Here is a 20,006-nt window from a genome sequence, read left to right as displayed (position 1 = left end):
ACCTGCTTGGCACAGGCGGCCAGGAGGCCAACAGCGGCGGTCAGGGTCAACGTTCGCGGGTGGATCACAGGGAGGCTTGTAGCGAGCGCCCCCGGAGCGGGTCAATTAGCATGCCCCCATGAGGACCTTCCCCGGATGGTGGCTGCTGTGCGTGCTCGTCGCAGGCCCGGCCGTCGCGGCACCGCCCCGTGCCCCGACTCCAGCTCCGATTTCGACGCCGGCCTCCGTCCCGGGCGCGGGCAGCGTGGCGCCGGAGGTCCAGCTGTGCCTCCAACACCTCAAGCCGTCGGAGCGGGACCGGGCCGCGCGGGCGCTGGGGCCGCTGGACGGCCTGCCCCGCTACCGCGTGCAGTTGGAGGTGGAGCCGAAGGAGCGGCGCGTCTCGGGCAAGGTGCAGGTGGAGCTGGTGGCGAAGGGCCCCGATCCCCTCACCGAGCTGTACCTGCGGCTGACGCCCAATGCCCGTTCGCGGCAGGTGATGCTCTCCGCCGCGAAGCTCAACGGCAAGGCCGTGACGCTGGAGCCGGGGCCGGAGCCCACGTTGCAGCGCGTGGCGGTGGAGCCTCCGGTGGCGCCGGGCGGCACGGTGTCGCTGGAGCTCGTGGTGAAGGGCACGGTGCCCCGGGCGGCACCGGGCGCGGAGTCGCTGGCCGGCGGCATGGGCGGGCTCATGGGCGGCGGCAAGCAGTCCGGCGCGGAGGACCACGGCGCCTTCTCCGCCACGGCGGACGTGGTGAGCCTGGTGGGCGTGGTGCCGCAGGTGCCGCCCATGGATGCGCAGGGACGGCCGTGGGCCGGACCGCAGGGGCAGGGGGACATGGCGCTGTATGAGCCCGCGCACGTGCTGGCCACGCTCACCGTGCCCGCGGGCTGGGCGGCGCACGCCACCGGGACGCCGCTGGGGGAAGTGCCTGAGCGCGATGGGCGCGTGCGCTACAGCTTCGCGGCCGCGGCGGTGCGCGACTTCCCGGTGCTGGTGACGCGCGGCTACCAGTCCGCCACCGCCACGGTGAACAGCGTCACGGTGGAGAGCCACTTCGCGCCCCAGGACGCGGCGGTGGGCAAGCGAGTGCTCAAGTACGCGTCGCAGGCTCTGTCCGAGTTCGAGAAGCGCCTGGGCCCGCTGCCCTACACCCACTTCCGCGTGGTGCAGGCGCCGCTCAGCGGGGGCGCGGGCGGCATGGAGTTCCCAGGGCTCGTGACGGTGGCGACGTCGCTCTACCGCGCGAAGGCCAATCCCATGGCGTTGCTCGGGGGGATGCCCGGCATGGACGAAGCGCTCCAGCAGTTCATGGGCGCGCAGGGCGCGGGACTGATGGCCCAACTGGGAGATTCGCTGGAGCGCACGCTGGAGTTCACCGTGGCGCACGAGGTGGCGCACCAGTACTTCGCCGGACTCGTGGGCTCCGACCCCATCCACGACCCCGTGGTGGACGAGTCCCTGGCGCAGTACGCCGCGCTCCTCTACATCGAATGGGCCCACGGCAAGGAGGCCGCCGAGTCCCTCAAGCAGGAGGCGCTGGTGATGCCCTACCAGCTCTACCGCATGTCGGGCGGCAAGGACGGCCGCGCGGACCGGCCCGCGGGCGACTTCGCGGGCGGCGAGATGGAGTACGGCGCGCTCGTGTACGGCAAGGCGCCGCTGCTGCATCAGGCGTCGCGCGAACTCATGGGGGACGAGGCCTTCTTCAAGGCCGTGCGCGCGTACGTGGACACGTACCGCTTCAAGTGGGCCTGCCGCTCGTGCTTCACGCAGGAGCTGGCGAAGGCGAGCCCCCCGAACGCGAAGGCGTTGAGCGCCCTGCGCACGCGCTGGTGGGAGGAGGCCCACGGCGACGAGGACCTGGGCAAGGCGGACCTGCAGGGGCTGATGGGCGCCATGGGCGGCGACCTGGGCGACGTGAAGCTGGATGCCCAGACACAGAAGCTGCTGGAGGAGCTCATCCCCCAGCTCATGGGGCAGTGACGGGGGCCGTCAGTCGAACAGGGCCTGCACGAACTCGCGCGGCTCGAAGCGGCGCAGGTCGGCGATCTTCTCGCCCACGCCCACCCAGACCACCGGCAGCTTCAGCTCGTCGCAGATGCCGATGATGACGCCGCCCTTGGCGGTGCCGTCCAACTTGGTGAGCGCGATGGCGGTGACGCCCACGGCCTCGTGGAACTGCTTGGCCTGCATGATGGCGTTCTGCCCGTTGGTGGCGTCCAGCACGAGCAGCACCTCATGGGGGGCTCCGGGCAGCGCCTTGTCCATCACGCGCTTGACCTTCTTGAGCTCCTCCATGAGCGGGGCCTTGGTGTGCAGCCGGCCCGCCGTGTCCGCGATGACGACGCTGGCCCCTTCCGCCTGGGCCTTCTTCACCGCCTCGAAGATGACGGCGCCCGGGTCTCCGCCGTCGGTGCCCTTCACCAGTTGGGCACCGGCGCGCTCGGCCCACACGTCCAGCTGTTCGGTGGCGGCGGCGCGGAAGGTGTCGCCCGCGGCGAGCACCACCTTCTTGCCCTGGCCGGTGAGCTGCGCGGCCAGCTTGCCGATGGTCGTCGTCTTCCCTGCGCCGTTGACGCCCACCACCATCACCACGTGCGGCGGGCCTCCGCCCTCCAGCGAGCGCGGCACGGGCAGGTCCACCATCCGTGCGACCTCCTCGCGGATGACGCCCTTGATGCGCTCCGGGTCGCTCAGCTCCTTGCGCTTGAGCTTTTCGCGCGCCACCTCCACCAGGTGGTTGGCGGTCTTCACTCCGATGTCAGCGGTGAAGAGGATCTCCTCCAGCTCCGCCAGCACGGACTCGTCCACTTCGCGCTGCTGACCGAACAGCCCGTTGAGCCGGGCCATGAAGCCCTGGCTCTTCGTGCGGTCCAGGCCCTGCGCCAGCGTGCGGCCACCCTCGGCCTCCACCTTGGCGCGCGCGGCGGCGGCTTCGGCCTGACGGGCGGCCTCCGCCTGGGCGGCCTCCTGGGCCAGGGCCTCTTCGCGCAAGCGGACCCCTTCGGCCTGCTCCCGCTTGCGGCGCTCGCGCGTCTCGTCGTCGACGGCCTTCTTGGCGCGGTACTCGACGCGCTTGGCCTCTTCCTCGCGCTCCTTGAGGTCGCGGGCCTCCGCCTCCAGGCGGGCGCGCTCAGTGCTGTCCTTCGTGGCGCGGGCGGCGAGCGACGCGGACTCGCGCTGGCGGCGCAGGTCCTCCGTGCGGGCGTGGGCATCCTCCGCGTCCCGGCGCAGGGCCAGCTCCGTGTCGGAGGGCGGCAGCTCCACGCGCAGCTCGGGGCGCTCGGCGGGCAACTGGGGCGCCTGCTCCGAGGGCTTGCGGGGGGCCTCGGGCGGGCGCTTGCGGCCGAACAGCTTGCGGGCCGCCAGGACCATCAGGAGGACGAAGAGGGCGGCGCCGCCAATGCCCACCACGTCGCCGCCGGTGAGCCCGGTGTCCGCGGGCGGGGTGCCCGTGCCCGGCTGCGTCGTGCCGCCACCGGGGGCGGTGGGGACGGGGGCGGGGGCGGGTGGCACCTGCGCGAGAAGGGCGTCGAGGGCGTTCGGGGTCTTCATCGCCGCTCCGCATACACCAACGCGCAGTTGGATGCAGCGCCCGTGGCCGGGTAGAACCGGGCTCCGCCATGCGCCTTCCGCCCCTGAACGTCCTGCTGTCCGCCTTCGTACTGCTGGGCACCGCCAGCTCATGCATCGTGGAAGCCCCCGGAGGCGCCAGCCCCGAGGAGCGCCGCGCGGCCACCGTCACGCAGGTGCCCCCGCTGTCCATCAAGAGCGGCGCCAACCTGGGCGGCAAGGTGGAGGTGGTGGGCGCGTCGGTGCAGCCGGGTCGCATCCCCGCCGGGGACCAGGCGCGCGTCACCGTGTTCTTCAAGGTGCTCCAGCCCATCGAGGACGACTACCTCGTCTTCGTCCACGTGGAGGACGCGGACGGGCGGATGGAGCGCCTCAACGTGGACCACAAGCCCGCGGGCGGGCTCTACCCCACGACGCAGTGGAAGGTGGGGGAGACGGTGAAGGACGAGTTCGTCGTCGCCCTGCCGCAGGGCGCCACGCCGCGCGCGGTGAACGTGTGGATGGGGTTGTGGGAGCCGCGCAATGACTCGCGGCTTCCCATCAACAACCCGGAGACGGTGCGCAACGACGGCAAGGGGCGCCTGCTGTTGGCGCAGGTCCCCGTGGGCGGATGACAGGGAAAAAAACCGGAGCGGCCCTGTAAGCCGGGTTTTGTCCCCACCCCTTTCGGGATGGGCGATGAACATTCATCTAGGGCCCTGGTTGCCCAGGGGCCTCATCAGCGAGCAACCCGAACGCGTAGGACGGGCCATCCCTGTCCTCTTTCGAGGACGCGTTCCTATTGGCTCTTGCTCCAGGTGGGGTTTACCGAGCCGTCCGAGTCACCCCGGACGCGGTGCGCTCTTACCGCACCGTTTCACCCTTACCCGCCCCCTTGCGAGGACAGGCGGTCTGTTTTCTGTGGCACTTTCCTGCGAGTCGCCTCGACTGGCCGTTAGCCAGCACCCTGCCCTGTGGAGCCCGGACTTTCCTCCCGCCATCCATGCCTGCGATGGCCGGCGTTCACCCGGACCGCTCCGGCACCCACGGGGATACAACAGGGGCCCTCGCGGGTCCACTGTCGGCAAGGCAGGATGTTCAGGGAGCGCTCGCGAGGCCAGGAGCCCCTTTCGCATGACACGTCTTCCCTTGCGTTCAACCGCCATAGTCGTCCTGTGGGCCCTGGGCTGTGGTGCCTCGGGCAGCAAGGCCGTCGTGCCCGATGCTCCGGCACCGGCGCAGGAGGTCCCCTCTCGTGGAACGGTGTGGCTGCCTGCCGGGCGCTTTGAGATGGGCTCTCCGGCGGGGGAGGCCGGGCGTGATGTGGACGAGGGACCCCGGACCGAATGGGCGTTCGAGCGGTTCGAGATGGACGTCACGCCCGTCACCACGCGGGCGTTCGCGGCGCGGCTTGAACAGGTGCGTGCGAAGGATCCTCAAGCGCGCTGGTGGACCGATGCGCAGACGCCCGGCACGTGGCTGGGCCGGTGCAACCTGGAGTCTCCGCGCGCGGATCATCCGGTGAACTGCGTGGACTGGCGGGCGGCGCGCGCGTACTGCGAGCTGGTCGGCGGCGCGCTGCCCACCGAGGCGGAGTGGGAGTACGCGGCGCGGGCTTCGACCACCACGCCCTGGTGGTGGGGAGCGTCATACGACGCGGAGCACGTGGTGGGCTCGGTGACGTGTGCCACGCGGGGCTGCGCTGGGGGCACGGCCCCGGTGGTCCAGGCCGGAGCGCGCTGCAATGCCTGGGGCCTCTGCGACATGGTGGGGAACGTGTGGCAGTGGACCGCGACCGCGTATCAGGAACAGTTGGGGGCGGAGGAGGGGACGGCCGCGCCCTCGGCCGCGCCGGAGAAGCCCGTGCATCGGGGCGGCTCCTGGCTCAACCACGTACCGTCCCTGTTCCGGTCCGCCCATCGCGGGCTGGCGTACCCGAAGAACGGTCTGACCGGGGTCGGCTTCCGCTGCGTGCGCAGGCCTTGAGCGGTCGCTGTCCGGGAGCCTGTCGGGTTCCGGTGTTCCAGGACGTCCGGAGCCGCTCGCGGATGAATACCGTTTGAGCGGAGGCATGGGTGGAAGCGGTCATCTTCACGGGGATCCAGGGGACGGGAAAGAGCACCTTCTTCAAGGAGCGCTTCTTCCACACCCACGTCCGCGTCAGCCTGGACCTGCTCAAGACGCGTCACCGGGAGGCCGTGCTCCTGCGCGCGTGCCTGGGCGTGATGCAGCCGTTGGTGGTGGACAACACCAACCCCACCGTGGAGGAGCGTGCCCGGTACCTCGGTGCCGCGAAGAGCTTCGGCTTCCGGGTCGTGGGCTACTACTTCCAGTCGAAGGTCGCGGACGCGCTCGAGCGCAATGCCCGGCGTTCCGGGGAGCAGCGCGTGCCGGCGGTGGGCATCCTCGGCACCTACAAGCGGTTGCAGGTCCCCAGCCCCGAAGAGGGGTTTGACGCTCTATTCTTTGTCCGCCTGTCCGCGGACGGCTTCGTCGTGGAGGAGTGGCAACGTGAAGTTCGATGAGCTCGACGAGAAGATGCGCGTCTTTGAAACCGCGCACGACCTGTGCGTGCTGCCCGGCGTCTACATGGTGGCCCGCATCGATGGCCGTGGCTTCACGCGGCTGACGAAGGAGGTGCACGCCTTCGAAAGCCCCTTCGATGTCCGCGTCCGGGACCTGATGGTCGCCACGACCGAGCACCTGATGAACTGCGGCTTCCGGGTGGTCTACGGCTACACCCAGAGCGATGAGATTTCGCTGCTCTTCCACCCCCAGGAGGACTCCTTCGGGCGCAAGACGCGCAAGCTCAATTCCATCCTCGCGGGCGAGGCCAGCGCGAAGTTCTCCCTGCTCCTGGGCGACGTGGGTGCGTTCGACTGCCGCATCTGCGAGCTGCCGAACGTGGAACTCGTGCGCGACTACTTCCGTTGGCGCAACGAGGACGCGCACCGCAACGCGCTGAACGCGCACGGCTACTGGAGCCTGCGCCGCGAAGGCAAGGACGCGGCGGAGGCCACGAACGCGATGCTGCGCCTGTCGGTGGCGCAGAAGAACGAGCTGCTCTTCCAGCGAGGCATCAACTTCAACGAACTGCCCAACTGGCAGAAGCGAGGGACGGGGCTCTATTGGGAGACGTACGCGAAGGAGGCCCACAATCCGAGGACTGGCGAGCCTGTCTTCGCGGAGCGTCGGCGCATCAAGGTCGACTACGAGCTGCCAATGAAGGACGCCTACAGCGCCTTCGTCCTGTCCCTGCTGAAGGCCTCTTGATTCCGGTGAAGAGGAGGCGGTTCCGGAAGCACTGCTGGAATGGGATGCCGGCTGGAATCGAGTCGGAGCCGCTGAGTTCGAGCCTCCTCAAGGGGCGCCGGCTCGTCCCGCGCAGTTCACTCAGCGGAATCCTTGGCGTTCACCTGCATCAAATGACAAGCAGTCGGCCTGTCCTGAATGGGCTACATCCGCTCGTCGATGGCGCGGTTGCTCATCTCATCCGCTTCTGCGTTCTGCGCGCGAGGCACATGGGCAAGCTTTACCTTGCTGAACGTCTTGAGCAGCTTCTGCACCTCCTGGAAGAGGGGCTTCAGCGTGGCGCTCTTCACCTGGTAGCGCCCGTCCAACTGCCGGATGAGCAGCTCGCTGTCGGCGTACACCTCCACCTCGCGCGCGCCCATTGTCCGCGCGTGCTGGAGCCCCAGCAGCAGCCCCATGTACTCGGCGTAGTTGTTCGTCTGGCGCCCCAGGAACCTGCCCAGGCGCGCAATCACCACGCCCTGCGTGTCCATCAGCACCGCGCCCGCGCCCGCGGGGCCCGGATTGCCGCGCGCCGCTCCATCCGAATAGACGCGCACGCGGGTCGGCGCTCCACCCGGGGCGATGGGCGCGGCGGACTCCACGGTGGGGGAGGGGGCAGCGGGCCCTGACCTGGCGGCCGGCTCCAACGTGGGCTCGGTGGCGGCCGACACGGGCGGGCCCTTGGCCAGCGCGTCAGCGGCTTCGTCCAGCAACTGCCCCAGGTGTTCGCGGTTGAGCCCGCGAAAAGCGCGCACCGTCGCCGTCAGCGGCTCCTCACGTGCGATGTGACGGAGGAGGTCGACGAGCGAAGGGGGCGGCATGGGTTGAAGCGACCTTCTGCAACCGCGCCGCTACTTCGCGGCGGAGTCCGGGGCCTTATCGAATGCTTCGATGGCGAAGATGATGCGGTTGCACGAGGGGCACACGTCGGTGCCCAGCGAGGTGCGCAGCGCGTTGTACATCTGCGGGGGCAGATTCATGTTGCAGCCCTGGCAGGTGCCGGCCACCACGCCCACCATCGCGGGCAGCTTCTTCTTGCGGATGACCTCGTAGCGGCGCAGCAGGTTGCTGTCCACGTTCGCGGCCACGTCCGCGCGGCGACCTTCCAGCTCCTTCACCTGGGAGTCGGACTCGCCCAGCTTCCCGCGCAGCTCCGTCATGCGTCCCGACAGGCCCTGGAGCTTGGTGGCGTACTCCGCCTCCTTGCCCTTGATGGCCTCGCGAGCGCCGCCCAGCTCCTTCACTTTCTCCGTGAGCGCCTCGGACTGGGTGAGGATGCCCTTCTTCGCGATATCGATTTCGCGAGCGAGCGCCGAGTACTCACGCGTGGAGCGCTGATCGGACAGGCGCGCTTCCCACTTCTTCACCTTGTCCTTCTCGTCCGTGATGTTCTGCTCGAGCAGGGCCTTCTGCTTCTCCAGGTCCGCCACGCGTGTCCGCTCGGCTTCGATGCCGTTGCGCGCGACGCCCAGCTCCCGCTCCAGATCGGAAATCTGGCGGGGATGCACATCCGCCGCCTTCCGGAGCGAGGCGACCTCGAGGTCCACCTTCTGCAGCTCCGCCAGGGCCTTCAGTTTCTCCCGCAAGTTTGCTGCCTCCCAACACGGCCGCACCGACGCGCGGCGCGACTCTTGTACCAACAAGGGTGCTGGGGTTCCAACGCCCAAATGGGCGACCTTCCATCCCTGCGCTTTCCGCCTGCCCCTCCAGCGTTTGAATCCGCTTCACGCACCCGTTAGACGGGGCGGGTGCTCCCAACGCCTGTCCGAAGCCTCCTGGCCCCTGTCCTCCTGCTCGCCGCCACCGCCTGCCGCGAGCCCCCGCCCCCCGCCGCCCCCCCTGTTCCTCCGCCCTCGGCCGCCCCGGCCGCCGCCGCCCGTGCCAGCGGACCTGTCAGGTGGGGGGAGATTGAAGGGCGGGTCCGCCTGACGGGGACGCCTCCCGCGGCCTCCGCCATGGCCACCTCCGCCACCGTGGCCCATGTGTGTGGCGACCAGGCACAGGACCGGTCGCTCATCGTGGGAGGAGAGGGCGCCCTGGCCTACACCGTCGTCTCACTCCAGGACGGCGCGGCGCTGCCCGCCCCCGAATCCCCGGCCCCCGCGCCGGTGCTGGACCAGAAGCAGTGCTCCTATGACCCTCCGGCGCTCGCCGCGCGGGCAGGCACGGAGCTGGTGCTGCGCAACTCCGACCCGCTGGTGCACAACGTGCGCGCCCAGGCCGGGACGAACCGCTCCGTCTTCAACGTGGCCATGCCGCTGGAGGGGATGACGCTGCGCCGCCCCCTGCCCGCCGAACCCGGCACCGTCCAGGTCCGCTGCGACGTGCACCCCTGGATGCGCGCGGTGGTGCGCACCTTCGACCACCCCTACTTCACCACCACCGCCCCGGACGGTCGCTTCCGGCTCCGGGTGCCCGAAGGCCCCCACACCCTCGTCTTCTGGCACGAACGCCTGCCGGCGCTCACCCAGGCCGTCACCGTCCGCGCGGGCGAGACGGTCCAGATAGACCAGGCCTTCGAGGTGGGCGCGCTCCGTCAGGGGCCCCCGGGCAAGGAAGGCCCTCCCTGACACGGCTGTCGCGCCAGGACGGAAGTCCGATGCAATCGTCGGTCGGGGTGCCGTATAAAGGCTTGGAAGCACAGCCCCTGGTCAATTTTCTGTCTTGGTGGCAAAATTGCTTTCTCGGAAGCTGGAAACTTCCGAACGAGGGGGGACGAATCATGCATCAGCCCAGGAAACGACCGATGGCGCCGGCTGAAGTCGAGCAGGTGACCCCCGGGGTTCGTCGCAAGGGAGCACGGCCCGTGGGAATGCAGGAGATGGGGCAGGGCCTCTACGAGCACATCCGCCGCGTGTTGACCGAGCTGTCGGTGGCTCCGTCCCCGCGCATCTGAGCCGCACACGACGTACTGGGGCGGGTGGGCACGATGCCAGCCCCCGCCCCGCGGAAGCCTCCCGGGACCTGTTGGGGCGCCTGCCTCGAGCCCGCATGGGGGCCTGCCGGAAAAGCAGAAGGGCCCGCCCGAGCAAGCTCGGGGGGCCCTGGAAACCTAGATCCGCGAAGGAATCCTAGATGTCGTCGTCTTCGGCCGCCGGCTCCGCGTCCGCGTCCTCGTCCTCGAGCGCCTCGATGCCGTCCTCGTCCTCCTCGGCGGCGGGCGTCTCCTCCGGCTCCGGCTCGATGATCTTCGGCGTGGCCGCGAGGCGGCTGCGCTTGCCCTCAGGCTTGGGCGCCGGCGCATCTTTCTGATCCGCCCCGCACTTGGGGCAGATGGCGTCAGGCTTCTTCAAGTCGTAGAACTTCGCCGCGCACTTGAAGCAGACGTGCTTGTTCCCGAGATCCTTCGCCGCCATGCACCCACCCTCATCGAAGCTAGAGAAAAAAGGGAGGGCGGCTGAATAGATGGGCCCACGGTCAGAGTCAACCGTGTGTTTGCACGGGGGATTTCTGGCGGTAGCATCCTTGTCGGTTTCCCCCGAGAGCCGGACACCCCTTTGAACTTCACCTGCGACAATTGCCAGAAGCGGTACTCCATTGCGGACGAGAAGGTCCGCGGCAAGACGGTCAAGGTCCGTTGCAAGAACTGCCAGAACGTCATCACCGTTGAAGGTCCCGCCGAGGAGGAGAGCACCCGCGTGGTGTCGCTCGCCGACGTGGAGCGCATCCGTGCCCAGGACCGTTCGCTCGCCGGGGGAGGTGGTGCTGCCGCCGCGGCGCCAGCACCCGCCGCGGCCCCTGTCGCCACCGCGCCGGCCCCCCTGGCACGTCCTCCCTCCGCCGCGCCCCAGACACCCTGGGACGATGAGCCCACGCGCACCGCGCCTCCCCGTCAGACAGCAGGGGCGCCCTGGTTCGTGATGGTGCGCAACAAGCAGGAGGGGCCCCTGGACGAGGCGGCCGTGGCCGACTGGATGGCCGCGGGCACCATCAGCGCGCGCAGCTTCTTCTGGCGCCAGGGCATGCCGGACTGGAAGCGGGGCTCGGACATCCCGGAGCTGGCGGCGCTGTTCGCCCCCGCGGCGCCGGCCGAACCTCCTCCTGAGCCGCCGCCCGTGGCCGCCGTGGCACCTCCGCCGCCCCGTACCCCCGCCCGTCGTGAGCCGGAGCCGCAGCAGGCGTTCTATGCCGAGCCCGAACCGGGGCCGTCCGCGGAGGACTCCGGGACCGAGGAGCGCGACGGCGATGAGGACGAGGCCGACAGCACGCTCTACGGGGACCCGCGCCATTCTCCGGTCCCCACTCCCGCGCCCTCCCAGCGCCGGGGCCATGTCGAAGCGGCGCCCGCCGCCGCGCCCCTCAACGAGCTGTTCTCCGACCTGGATCTGCCCGGCAACCGGGGCGACGCCGAGGACGACGAGGACGCCCGTCAGGACGAGGCGCAGCGCGACGAGGAAGAGGACGAGGAGCAGGCGGTGCAGGACTCGAAGGCCGTCCGCAAGCGGCCCGTCGTGGCCCCGCGTCGCAGCCCGCTGAAGATGATCGCGGTGGTGGTGGTGCTGCTCATCGTGCTGCCGGTGGTGGCGGTGTTCGCGCTCTCCGCGATGAACATGCTGCCGCCCGCCATTGCGCAGCTGGTCGGCAACAAGGTGATGGGCAATTCCCCGGCCCGTGTGGCTCCAACCCCCGCGCCGGCACCGCCCGCGCGCGAGGACGCCACGCCCCCTGCGCCTCCGACGGGCACGGCGACCGGAGGCGAGGCCGCGGCCCCGACGGAAGGCACCACGCCGTAGTCGAACCTGCTGGGTGGGCCTGCTCCGCGCTTCGCCGGGGGGCAGGCCATTCCCAGGACATCCTGCTCCGGTCGGGCGACCCGGCACGTCGAGCAGGTCAGGCCTGGGGGTGATCCGGTGCTTCCCGGCGTCGGACGCTCCGGCACGTCGAGCAGGCCCTGGCGGGCGATGGCCCGGCGCTTCCTACAGGTCGAAGTCCCCGCCCGTCGGCGGCTTCTTGCCACGCATCGCTCGCTCCCGCGCGGCGCGGACCTCGTCGCGCAGGGCCTCGGTGGCCTTGGCGTCCACCGTTCCCGTCTCCAGGTCCACGACGTCGCCTTCGCGCACGCCGGGCGGCAGCGTGTGCAGGGCGCGCGTCAGTTGGCGGCCATCCACGACCAGCACGGCGACGTCCTCTTCGATGCGGTCCACCGTGGCCTGGGTCATGGGGCGGGCTTGCTCCTTCACGGATTGCAGTCCTTCGCGGGCATGTGTTCCTTCGCCGCCTCTTCGCGCGTTGTGAAGTAGACGCGGTTCTCGTCGTGGATCTGCTTCGCGCCCTTCTTGCATCGGGCCAGGTGGAACAATCCGCGTTTGCGGCTCGCCACGTAGGCCCCCGACACCGGGCTGGTGGAGGTCTTCTTCACGGGAGGCGCCGCCGCCGTCTTGCCGCCGCCGGGCGCGGAGGGCAGGTCGTCCACCTCGATGCCCTCGCTGCCCCGACCCGGAGGAGTGCCACGGGCGGGTACCGGCTCCACCTTGGCCACGGGGGGCGGCTCGGGCGGCTTCACCACCGGGGGCGGGGGCTTCACCGTCTTCACGAGGGCCGGACGCGGATCCACGCCCGGGAAGACGACGCGCCGCGAGGCGAAGGGCTCGCCCGGCGTGGGGCGCTGGAGGACGAGCTCGAACTGCTTGCCGTCGCTCACCGCGTGCATCTCGCCGTTCACGTCCGTGCGGAACGCCTTCGTCCCCACGCCCTTGTAGCGCGTGAGCACATCCCGGACCTTCGCGTCCCGGCCCAGGCCTTCATCCATGCTGAACACGGCGCCCTGCGGACGGACCTCCTCCAGGAACCCCTGCGAATTGGCTCCGGCCACCCCGGGCGAGGCGACCTTCAGCAGCGTGGCGTTCCCCAGCAGTCCGTTCTTCAGGAGGACCTCCTCCGTCTCCGCGCGCGCCGCGCCCGCGAACAGGACCGACGTGTTCCGGTACGTCAGGCGCAACACGATGGAGTTCGCCGCGTTCCGGCCTTCCGCATCCGAAGCCCCCTTCAGGAGCGGCGTCGCGGGGGCGCGGGGCCAGAGCACCGTGAGGTTCACCTCGTCCTCCAACTGCAACCGGACCGACTCCTGGGGCAGGTTCGCGGAGGACGCGGGCGAGAAGACCTGCACCCCGCGCGAGCCCACCGCGCCCAGCAGCGCGTCGTAGGCGGATGACGTGTCAGGCAACTGCGGCTCCAGCAGCCGGCGCGCGCCCACGCGCTTGAGCACCGCGTCCAGCGCGCCGTGGTGCTTCGGATCCGGATGCGTGAGGACGACGAGGTCCAACTCCCGGCGCAGCAGCTCCGGCAGCCGGTTCACCAGGTGCGACTCGGCCGTGGCGGGGCCCGAATCCACCAGCACCGTGTTGCCGCTCGGCGAGACGATGAGCGCGGCCTCTCCCGCGCCCACGTCGAAGAAATACACGTGGAGCTTTCCGTCCGGCGCGCCACCGAAGTAGCGCGACTTCTCCGAACTCGGAGCCTTCTTCGGCGGTTCGGGCGTCGGCTGACACGCCAGCGAGGCGAGCAGCACGCCCACTCCGAGGGCGATGCGGGGACTCATGGGTGACAATCCTCGGCGGGGCGCCGCTCACGCAGGGCGTCGGCGCGGCGGGTATAGACGGTGCGCTCGTTCTTCGAACGCTTCAAGGTCGAGCAGCTCTCGCGGTGGAACACCTTGCTGCCCTTGAGGGACACGAAGTTCTGGCCCGTCTCCTCGGACGCGCTCGTCGGCGCGGGGGCGGACGGCGCGGTCTTCGACTTCTTCGGGGCGCCTCCCGGTTCAGGTGGCTTCTCCACGGCGTGGCCGGAGCGGCGGTCCGGCGTGGGTTCGATGGGGCCGAGCGCCACGGGGCTGCCCGCCTGCTGCGCGCCGGACACGCTCACGGTGGACTCCGCGCCCTTCGAGGAGCGCAGGGTGACGGTCGCGCCGTCGCTCACCGCCATCACCTCGCCGTCCTGGTCGGTGCGGAAGGTGCGCGCGTGCACGTCGCGCAGGCGGCCCATCACCTCCGGGCTCGGGTGGCCGTAGTCATTGCCCACGCCGCAGGAGATGACCGCGGCCTGGGGGGCCACCCGGTCCAGGAAGGCCGCGGTGGAGGAGTGCTTGCCGCCGTGGTGCGCCACCTTCAACACGGTGGCGGTGAGGTCCAGCGGCTTCTGGAGCAGCGCCTCCTCGGTGGGCGGCTCCGAGTCCCCGGTGAAGAGGAAGGACGTCTTCGCGTAGGTGAGCTTGGCGACGATGGAGTTCGCGTTCGCATCCGAGCGCGTGTTGGCGAGGAAGGGCTCCCGGGGCATGCGCGGCCAGAGCATGGTGAGGGACACGCCCTCGCCCAGGCCCACCGTGAGCAGCGTCTGGGGCGCGGACGCGCTGGGCTCTGGCGTCATCACCTGGCCCACCTCCCGGCCCACGAAGTCCAGCAGGGCGCGGTACGCCTCGCTCGGGTGGTCGAAGCCGGGGTCCATGAAGCGCTTCGCGCCCACCGCCTTCAGCGCCGCGGGCAGGCCCCCCAGGTGGTCCAGGTGCGGGTGGGTGAGGATGACCAGGTCCAGGGGCTGGTTCACCAGCTCGCGCAGCCGCGCCGCCAGCCGTGTCCCGGCCTCCGGGGGCCCGCCGTCGATGAGCACCGTCTTGCCCGTGGGCGACACGATGAGCGCCGCGTCCCCCTGGCCCACGTCGAGGAAGTAGACCGTGAGCCTTCCTGGCGTGGGGGCGGGGAGGGCCGAAGGAGCCTGGGAGGCTCGCGTGGCCGCGTGGCCCGGCAGCGCCGTGAACAGGAGGAACAGGACACCCAGCAGCCGAGCGAAGACCTTCACGGCGGGAACTCTACCGCCCCGCTCCCATTCGCGGCACTCCCTGCGTCGGATGGACGTCGCTGCCCCCCGCGAGCGCTTCCCCGCCGCCCTGGAACTGGGTTAAGGGGCCCGAATGTCGTCCGACGCCGAAGCTTTCCTCACCCTCCTGGAAGAGCTGGTCGACCAGGCCCGTCATCGCCTGCACGCCCGGAAGGTTTCTCAGGAAGCGGTGCCCCCCGCGGCCGTGCTGAACCCGGAGCCCCCGCGCCCCCCGCTGGTGAAGACCGCCACCGCGCGCGTAGACCCCGCGTCCATCCTGAAGGCCCAGGACCTGGCGCCGTACATCGACCACACGCTGCTCAAGCCGGAGGCCCGCGCCGAGGACGTGGTGCGCGTGGCCGAGGAGGCCCGCCAGTACGGCTTCGCCACGGTGTGCGTGAACAGCTGCCACGTGGCCACCGCCGCCCGGGTGCTGGCCGGTGCGTCCGCCGTGCCCATCGCGGTGGTGGGCTTCCCGCTGGGCGCCATGCTGCCCCAGGCGAAGGCCTACGAGGCGCGCGAGGCCATCCGCGCCGGGGCGCGCGAAATCGACATGGTGCTCAACCTGGGCGCGCTCAAGGCCCACGACTACCAGCGCGTGCACCAGGACATCGCCGCGGTGGTGGACGCGAGCCACCCGATTCCCGTGAAGGTCATCCTGGAGACGGGCCACCTCACCGACGAGGAGAAGGTCGTCGCCTGCGCGCTGTCCAAGGCGGCCGGCGCCGCGTTCGTGAAGACCTCCACCGGCTTCGGGCCCGGCGGCGCCACGGTGAAGGACATCGAACTGATGCGCGCGGTGGTGGGCGACGAGGTGGGGGTGAAGGCCTCCGGGGGCGTGCGGTCGGCGGAGGACGCGGTGAAGCTGATTCGCGCGGGCGCCAACCGGCTGGGCGCTTCCGCGTCCGTGGCCATCGTCAGCGGTCAGATTTCCACCGCGCAGTACTGACCTTCCAGCGCCCGAGAGCCCATCGTGACCCCGAAGCAGCAAGAGGACTTCCTCCAGCAGTTGCTCGCGCTCCATGCGGAGCTGACCGGGAAGACGCCCCTGCGCATCGAACCCAACCGCACCGACGAGGCGCGCGTGGGCGGTGATGAGGACGAGCAGCCCCTCAACGAGATGATGCAGGCCATCGCCTCCAGCCGGAACCGCAACACCGACGGCACGCTGGCGCGCGTGGTGAAGGCCCTGGGCAAGCTGCGCGAGGAGCCGGACTCCTTTGGCGAGTGCGAGGAGTGTGGCGACGACATCCCCCTGGGCCGCCTCAAGGCCATGCCCTACGCGGAGTTCTGCGTCACGTGCCAGGGCAACAAGGACGGGCCCAAGGGCCCCGTGCGCCGCAAGCACCTCACCGATTACGACGGCTGAAGCGACAACCCCCGCGCGCACGGCCGTCCCGGCGGTGCGCGCCCCTTTCCTCCTAAAACGACACGAGGCGACGCGCGATGGACACCACCGGACTCAGGGAGCGGGCGGAGGCGTGGCGCAAGGCGGATCCGGATCCGGAGACCCAGGCGGAGCTGGCCCAGGTGCTCGCGACGTCGGACTGGGCGGACCTGGCGGACCGCTTCGCGCAGGACCTGGAGTTCGGCACCGCGGGCCTGCGCGGCGTGCTGGGCGCCGGGCCCAACCGGATGAACCGCGCCGTCGTGCGGCGCACCACGGCGGGGTTCGCGCGCTACCTCAAGGCCACCGTGCCAGACGTCACCACGCGCGGCGTGGTGGTGGGCCGGGACGCCCGGCGGTTGAGCAAGGAGCTGGCGGAGGACGCCGCCGCGGTGTTCGTCGCGGAGGGAATCCCCGCGCACGTCTTCCCGGAGCCGGTGCCCACGCCCGTCACCGCGTTCGCCGTGCTGCACCTGAACGCCGCCGCCGCGGTGATGGTGACCGCCAGCCACAACCCGCCCGAATACAACGGCTACAAGGTCTACTGGGGCAACGGCGCCCAGATCGTCCCCCCGCAGGACGTGGGCATCGCGGACGCCATCGCGAAGGTGGAGCCCGCCAACCAGGTGCCGCTCCTCACCCCCGCCGAAGGCCGCGCGAAGGGCCTGTGGCGCGACCTTTCGGAGGACGTGGGCAACGCGTACCTGCGCGCCATCCTGGACCTGCGCCTGTACGGGAAGGGCAGCGACACGCTGTCCCTGGTCTACACCGCCATGCACGGCGTGGGCGGCCCGTGGGCGGTGCTCGCGCTGAAGGAGGCGGGCTTCCCGCGCGTGACGCCGGTCGCTGAACAGCAGCAGCCCGACGGGCGCTTTCCCACCGTGCGCTTCCCCAACCCGGAGGAGCCGGGCGCCATGGACCTGTCGGTCGCCACCGCCGAGCGCGTGAAGGCGGACGTGGTGCTCGCCAACGACCCTGACGCGGACCGGCTGGCGGTGATGGCGCGCGATGCCTCCGGGAAGCTGCGCCTGCTCACCGGCAACGAGGTGGGCGTGCTCCTGGGCCACTACGTGCTCACGCAGGGGACGAAGCACGGGCGTGCGCACGTCGTCACCACCATCGTGTCGTCCACGCAGCTGGGTGAAATCGCGCGCGGGCTGGGCGCCGCGTATGACGAGGTCCTCACCGGCTTCAAGTGGATCGCCAACCGCGCGCTGGAGCGCTCGAAGCAGGAGGGCACGCAGTTCGTCTTCGGCTACGAGGAGGCGCTCGGCTACACCGTGGGCACCGCGACGCGCGACAAGGACGGCGTGGGCGCGGCGCTGGTGGTCGCGGACATGGCCGCCTGGTGCGAGTCCCGGGGTACCAACCTGCTGGGTTACCTGGAAGAGATCCAGCGCACCTTCGGGCTGCATGTGGGCGCCCAGCGCAACGTCACGTTGCCCGGGGCCGCCGGGGCGCAGACCATCCGCGCCATCATGCAGGCCTTCCGCGCCTCACCGCCGGAGCGCATCGGCGGCACCCGCGTGAGCGCCGTGCGCGACTACCAGAAGGGCGAGGGCGGCCTGCCCCCGTCCAACGTCGTCGCCTTCGCACTGGAGGGCGGGGGCCGTGTCACCCTGCGTCCGTCCGGCACCGAGCCGAAGATCAAATACTACTTCGAGCACAAGGAGACGCCCGCCCCCGGCGAGCCGCTCCCCCAGGCCCGCGAGCGCGCGGAAGCGAAGCTGTCCGCCCTCATCGATGCGTTCCTCGTCCTGGCCCGCGAGCGTGGCCAGCCCGCCTGAGCTGTTTGAAACCCTGAGTCCTGAATCACCCTTCAACTCCGGGCCGTGCGTGCTGCGTGGCGGCCCTTCGCAGAAAGGAAACGCGTGAAGCGCTTCATTCCTGGTTTCCTCCTCGCCGTGCTCCTGGCCGTCCCCGCTCCCGCGCTGGCGCAGCGCGGCGGGCAGGGCTGGTCCGTGCTGGCCGCGGACACGGTGGGGCAGGGCCGCAACGTGTTCACCGGGCAGATTGGCTACCCGGGCCTGACGCTGGGCCTGCTGCATGGCGGCTCGGACAGGGTCGACATTGGCGGCAAGTTCTCCTTCAACTGGGGCCGTGAGGGCCTGGTGGACGCGACGGACGAGGGCCTCAAGCTCCAGCTGTGGCTGCGCATCATGCTGGCCAAGACGTCCAACGTGTCCTTCGCGCTCACCTTCCAGCCGGGCACGTTCGTCTACTTCCCGCGCAACAACACGGCCTTCGGCATGGTGTTTCCCGTGGGGTTCGTGGTGGGGATTCCCGTCGGCAGCGCGCTGACGCTCAACGCCGGCATCGACATCCCGTTCAACGTCTACATCGGCGAAGGCATCGGGCCGGTCATCCCCATCCTCTTCGGAGGCGGCCTGGAGTACTTCGTCAACAGCCAGTTCAACGTGAACTTCAACCTGCGGATGGGGCCGTCCATCTTCCCCCGCTTCGACGACAGCGCCTTCACCATGGAAGCGCTGGCGGGCGTGGCCTACCGCTTCTAGTTCCGGCTCGCGGGCTCGGACGGGGAGGTGCTGCTTCCCCGTCCGGGCTGTGCGCTACCAGGACGACGTCTGCTCGGGCAGCTCCACCGTGAAGGTGCTGCCCAGGTTGACGCGGCTCTTCACGGACAGCTTGCCGCCCATGCACTCCACCAGGGTGCGCGCCACCGTGAGGCCCAGGCCCACGCTCTTCTCCGGGGCCTTGGTCGTGTAGTACGGCGAGAAGATGGCCTGCAGCTCGTCCTCGAAGATGCCGATGCCGGTGTCCTTGACGAACAGCTGGGGCCCGAAGTCCCCGAACATGTCCGGCATCTCCAAGCCCACGTGCACGATGCGCGGACGGTCCTGCACGTCCTCCACCGCGTCCACCGCGTTGCACACCAGCTCCGTCACCACCTGCTCCAGCTGACGGCGGTTGAAGACGACGGCGATGGGGTCCTCCGGGAGGATCACGCGCACGTCCGCGCGGCCCAGGCGCCCGTCGGCGCGCAGGTGGGACACCACCTCCGGCACCAGCTCGCGCAGGTCGAAGCGCTGGGTGTCCTTGGGGTTGGAGGGCCCCAGCGACAGCAGGTGCTGGCCGTGCAGGCGCATCTGCTCACCGGCGACGCCCAGCTTGAGCAGCTCCTCCGGGTCCGGCGGCAGCCCTTCCGCGGCGCGGGCGCGCACATGCGCCAGCGCCCGGTGCAGGCCCACGCCCAGCTGGCCCATCTGCGTCGCCACATCCGCGGCGAGCGTGCCCACGCGGGCCAGCTTCTCCATCCGCACCCAGCGCGTGCGCGGGTCCTGGAGCACTTCCTGGATGCCCCCCTGTTCGCGGTGCGCCTTGAGCTCCAGCAGGGTGTGGACGCGGACCTTCAGCTCCATCGGATCCAACGGCTCGGTCGTCAACAAGTCGTCCACACCTGCCTCCATCACCTCACGTCGCGTCTGGCGGTCCGCGGAAGGGGTGAGCATGAGAATGGGGAGCTGCGGGTGAGTCATCTCCTGGCGGAAGCGCCGGAACGCGGCCAGGCCCACCGTGCGGGCCTGCCCCACGTCCAGCAGCACCAGGTCCGCGGACTGGCGGGACACCGCTTCCAGCGCGGCCGTCGTCCCCCGGGCGCGCATCACGTCGTAACCCGCGGGCGTCAGGATGGAGCGCACCCGCTCCGCGTCGCCCGCGTCCATGTCCACCGCGAGCACCCGCGGCCGGTAAGGTGACGTCGAGCCCACAGCCGTCGTCTCCATTCACGCCACCCCGACCTGGAAGCCGGCCCCGGACACCATCCCGAGACTGGAGGAATGCTTCATGACCCCGGACAGGGCCACCCGCTGCGCCTGCTCGATGATCCATCCGCAATCCGACATGCGCGTACTCTCTTGCCAGCGGCGTGCCGGACGTCCAACAGGCTGCAGATCAGCTCACCCTGTAATTCTCCGGAATCGCGGTCCAATAACGGCGGGGGGTTGGCGGATCCCACGAGGA

20 protein-coding genes and 1 other RNA gene are annotated in these 20,006 nt (G+C 70.5%); 12 read left to right on the top strand and 9 right to left on the bottom strand.

Going from position 1 to position 20,006, the window contains the following annotated elements; genetic code table 11:
* The first annotated feature begins 118 nt into the window (after positions 1 to 118).
* Positions 119 to 1,966, top strand: coding sequence for a M1 family aminopeptidase (locus OV208_RS14430; protein WP_267574410.1), 1,848 nt, complete (start codon positions 119 to 121; stop codon positions 1,964 to 1,966).
* Between the two features lie 9 nt (positions 1,967 to 1,975).
* Here OV208_RS14430 and ftsY read toward each other — a convergent pair whose 3' ends face one another.
* The gene (gene ftsY, locus OV208_RS14425; RefSeq protein ID WP_267574409.1) at positions 1,976 to 3,538 is read right to left on the bottom strand and encodes a signal recognition particle-docking protein FtsY; all 1,563 of its coding nucleotides are present in this window, start codon (positions 3,536 to 3,538) and stop codon (positions 1,976 to 1,978) included.
* Positions 3,539 to 3,606: 68 nt separating this feature from the next.
* On the opposite strand from ftsY, the gene OV208_RS14420 reads away from it, so the two are divergent.
* Positions 3,607 to 4,170, top strand: a complete 564-nt coding sequence (locus tag OV208_RS14420; RefSeq protein ID WP_267574408.1) for a hypothetical protein — start codon at positions 3,607 to 3,609, stop codon at positions 4,168 to 4,170.
* 10 nt (positions 4,171 to 4,180) lie between these two features.
* Here OV208_RS14420 and rnpB read toward each other — a convergent pair.
* Positions 4,181 to 4,574, bottom strand: an RNA gene (rnpB, locus tag OV208_RS14415) — RNase P RNA component class A.
* A 95-nt stretch (positions 4,575 to 4,669) separates the two neighbouring features.
* On the opposite strand from rnpB, the gene OV208_RS14410 reads away from it, so the two are divergent.
* The 3 genes from OV208_RS14410 (at position 4,670) to OV208_RS14400 (ending at position 6,808) form a co-directional block, all read left to right on the top strand.
* A complete protein-coding gene (locus tag OV208_RS14410; RefSeq protein ID WP_267574407.1) occupies positions 4,670 to 5,521 on the top strand; it encodes a formylglycine-generating enzyme family protein in 852 nt (283 codons plus the stop codon).
* An 89-nt stretch (positions 5,522 to 5,610) separates the two neighbouring features.
* Positions 5,611 to 6,060 carry an AAA family ATPase gene (locus OV208_RS14405; RefSeq protein ID WP_267574406.1) on the top strand — a complete coding sequence of 150 codons (450 nt, stop codon included), beginning with the start codon at positions 5,611 to 5,613 and terminating at the stop codon, positions 6,058 to 6,060.
* Positions 6,047 to 6,808 carry a tRNA(His) guanylyltransferase Thg1 family protein gene (locus OV208_RS14400; RefSeq protein ID WP_267574405.1) on the top strand — a complete coding sequence of 254 codons (762 nt, stop codon included), beginning with the start codon at positions 6,047 to 6,049 and terminating at the stop codon, positions 6,806 to 6,808. The genes OV208_RS14405 and OV208_RS14400 overlap by 14 nt, the downstream gene beginning before the upstream one ends.
* Before the next feature lie 182 nt (positions 6,809 to 6,990).
* On the opposite strand, the gene OV208_RS14395 is transcribed toward OV208_RS14400, so the two are convergent.
* Together OV208_RS14395 and OV208_RS14390 are read right to left on the bottom strand one after the other, a co-directional pair.
* Positions 6,991 to 7,650 (bottom strand): ribonuclease HI family protein, encoded by a 660-nt coding sequence (locus OV208_RS14395; protein ID WP_267574404.1) that lies wholly within the window; start codon positions 7,648 to 7,650, stop codon positions 6,991 to 6,993.
* Positions 7,651 to 7,680: 30 nt separating this feature from the next.
* Positions 7,681 to 8,415: a zinc ribbon domain-containing protein gene (locus OV208_RS14390; protein ID WP_267574403.1), complete on the bottom strand. Its 735-nt coding sequence runs from the start codon at positions 8,413 to 8,415 to the stop codon at positions 7,681 to 7,683.
* Between the two features lie 369 nt (positions 8,416 to 8,784).
* Between OV208_RS14390 and OV208_RS14385 the strand changes: the two genes are divergently transcribed.
* Complete coding sequence (locus tag OV208_RS14385) at positions 8,785 to 9,399, top strand: carboxypeptidase regulatory-like domain-containing protein (RefSeq protein ID WP_267574402.1); 615 nt, start codon at positions 8,785 to 8,787, stop codon at positions 9,397 to 9,399.
* 176 nt (positions 9,400 to 9,575) lie between these two features.
* On the top strand, positions 9,576 to 9,725 hold the full coding sequence (locus tag OV208_RS14380; protein ID WP_267574401.1) for a hypothetical protein: 150 nt from the start codon (positions 9,576 to 9,578) through the stop codon (positions 9,723 to 9,725).
* Positions 9,726 to 9,900: 175 nt separating this feature from the next.
* Here OV208_RS14380 and OV208_RS14375 read toward each other — a convergent pair whose 3' ends face one another.
* Positions 9,901 to 10,185 carry an FYDLN acid domain-containing protein gene (locus OV208_RS14375; protein ID WP_267574400.1) on the bottom strand — a complete coding sequence of 95 codons (285 nt, stop codon included), beginning with the start codon at positions 10,183 to 10,185 and terminating at the stop codon, positions 9,901 to 9,903.
* A gap of 141 nt (positions 10,186 to 10,326) precedes the next feature.
* On the opposite strand from OV208_RS14375, the gene OV208_RS14370 reads away from it, so the two are divergent.
* Positions 10,327 to 11,562 (top strand): GYF domain-containing protein, encoded by a 1,236-nt coding sequence (locus OV208_RS14370; protein WP_267574399.1) that lies wholly within the window; start codon positions 10,327 to 10,329, stop codon positions 11,560 to 11,562.
* 183 nt (positions 11,563 to 11,745) lie between these two features.
* Here the strand turns inward: OV208_RS14370 and OV208_RS14365 are convergent, their stop codons facing one another.
* Genes OV208_RS14365 through OV208_RS14355 form a run of 3 tightly spaced genes read right to left on the bottom strand, consistent with a single transcriptional unit; the run spans position 11,746 to position 14,620 of the window.
* On the bottom strand, positions 11,746 to 11,988 hold the full coding sequence (locus OV208_RS14365; protein ID WP_267574546.1) for a DUF3006 domain-containing protein: 243 nt from the start codon (positions 11,986 to 11,988) through the stop codon (positions 11,746 to 11,748).
* A gap of 17 nt (positions 11,989 to 12,005) precedes the next feature.
* Positions 12,006 to 13,367: a ComEC/Rec2 family competence protein gene (locus tag OV208_RS14360; RefSeq protein WP_267574398.1), complete on the bottom strand. Its 1,362-nt coding sequence runs from the start codon at positions 13,365 to 13,367 to the stop codon at positions 12,006 to 12,008.
* Positions 13,364 to 14,620, bottom strand: a complete 1,257-nt coding sequence (locus OV208_RS14355) for a ComEC/Rec2 family competence protein (RefSeq protein WP_267574397.1) — start codon at positions 14,618 to 14,620, stop codon at positions 13,364 to 13,366. Before OV208_RS14355 ends, OV208_RS14360 begins: the two co-directional genes overlap by 4 nt.
* Positions 14,621 to 14,732: 112 nt before the next feature.
* On the opposite strand from OV208_RS14355, the gene deoC reads away from it, so the two are divergent.
* From deoC to OV208_RS14335, 4 genes are all read left to right on the top strand, one after another.
* Positions 14,733 to 15,587, top strand: coding sequence for a deoxyribose-phosphate aldolase (gene deoC / locus OV208_RS14350; protein WP_267574396.1), 855 nt, complete (start codon positions 14,733 to 14,735; stop codon positions 15,585 to 15,587).
* Positions 15,588 to 15,611: 24 nt separating this feature from the next.
* Positions 15,612 to 16,007, top strand: coding sequence for a TraR/DksA family transcriptional regulator (locus tag OV208_RS14345; protein ID WP_267574395.1), 396 nt, complete (start codon positions 15,612 to 15,614; stop codon positions 16,005 to 16,007).
* Between the two features lie 77 nt (positions 16,008 to 16,084).
* Positions 16,085 to 17,812 carry a phospho-sugar mutase gene (locus OV208_RS14340; RefSeq protein ID WP_267574394.1) on the top strand — a complete coding sequence of 576 codons (1,728 nt, stop codon included), beginning with the start codon at positions 16,085 to 16,087 and terminating at the stop codon, positions 17,810 to 17,812.
* Between the two features lie 84 nt (positions 17,813 to 17,896).
* The gene (locus tag OV208_RS14335; protein ID WP_267574393.1) at positions 17,897 to 18,541 is read left to right on the top strand and encodes a hypothetical protein; all 645 of its coding nucleotides are present in this window, start codon (positions 17,897 to 17,899) and stop codon (positions 18,539 to 18,541) included.
* 54 nt (positions 18,542 to 18,595) lie between these two features.
* On the opposite strand, the gene OV208_RS14330 is transcribed toward OV208_RS14335, so the two are convergent.
* The gene (locus OV208_RS14330; RefSeq protein ID WP_267574392.1) at positions 18,596 to 19,768 is read right to left on the bottom strand and encodes a sensor histidine kinase; all 1,173 of its coding nucleotides are present in this window, start codon (positions 19,766 to 19,768) and stop codon (positions 18,596 to 18,598) included.
* Positions 19,769 to 20,006: the final 238 nt, after the last annotated feature.

Origin of the sequence: Corallococcus sp. bb12-1, assembly GCF_026626765.1 — a bacterium.
In the GTDB taxonomy this organism is placed as follows: Bacteria; Myxococcota; Myxococcia; order Myxococcales; family Myxococcaceae; genus Corallococcus; species Corallococcus terminator.
The sequence above is the reverse complement of the archived record's forward strand: the minus strand, read 5'-3'. Positions and strand labels throughout refer to the sequence as shown.

Coding starts and splice junctions, on each gene's coding strand:
- OV208_RS14430 (WP_267574410.1), top strand. CDS start 119: ATGAGGACCTTCCCCGGATGGTGGCTGCTGTGCGTGCTCGTCGCAGGC.
- ftsY (WP_267574409.1), bottom strand. CDS start 3,538: ATGAAGACCCCGAACGCCCTCGACGCCCTTCTCGCGCAGGTGCCACCC.
- OV208_RS14420 (WP_267574408.1), top strand. CDS start 3,607: ATGCGCCTTCCGCCCCTGAACGTCCTGCTGTCCGCCTTCGTACTGCTG.
- OV208_RS14410 (WP_267574407.1), top strand. CDS start 4,670: ATGACACGTCTTCCCTTGCGTTCAACCGCCATAGTCGTCCTGTGGGCC.
- OV208_RS14395 (WP_267574404.1), bottom strand. CDS start 7,650: ATGCCGCCCCCTTCGCTCGTCGACCTCCTCCGTCACATCGCACGTGAG.
- OV208_RS14385 (WP_267574402.1), top strand. CDS start 8,785: ATGGCCACCTCCGCCACCGTGGCCCATGTGTGTGGCGACCAGGCACAG.
- OV208_RS14380 (WP_267574401.1), top strand. CDS start 9,576: ATGGCGCCGGCTGAAGTCGAGCAGGTGACCCCCGGGGTTCGTCGCAAG.
- OV208_RS14375 (WP_267574400.1), bottom strand. CDS start 10,185: ATGGCGGCGAAGGATCTCGGGAACAAGCACGTCTGCTTCAAGTGCGCG.
- OV208_RS14365 (WP_267574546.1), bottom strand. CDS start 11,988: ATGACCCAGGCCACGGTGGACCGCATCGAAGAGGACGTCGCCGTGCTG.
- OV208_RS14360 (WP_267574398.1), bottom strand. CDS start 13,367: ATGAGTCCCCGCATCGCCCTCGGAGTGGGCGTGCTGCTCGCCTCGCTG.
- deoC (WP_267574396.1), top strand. CDS start 14,733: ATGTCGTCCGACGCCGAAGCTTTCCTCACCCTCCTGGAAGAGCTGGTC.
- OV208_RS14340 (WP_267574394.1), top strand. CDS start 16,085: ATGGACACCACCGGACTCAGGGAGCGGGCGGAGGCGTGGCGCAAGGCG.
- OV208_RS14330 (WP_267574392.1), bottom strand. CDS start 19,768: ATGGAGACGACGGCTGTGGGCTCGACGTCACCTTACCGGCCGCGGGTG.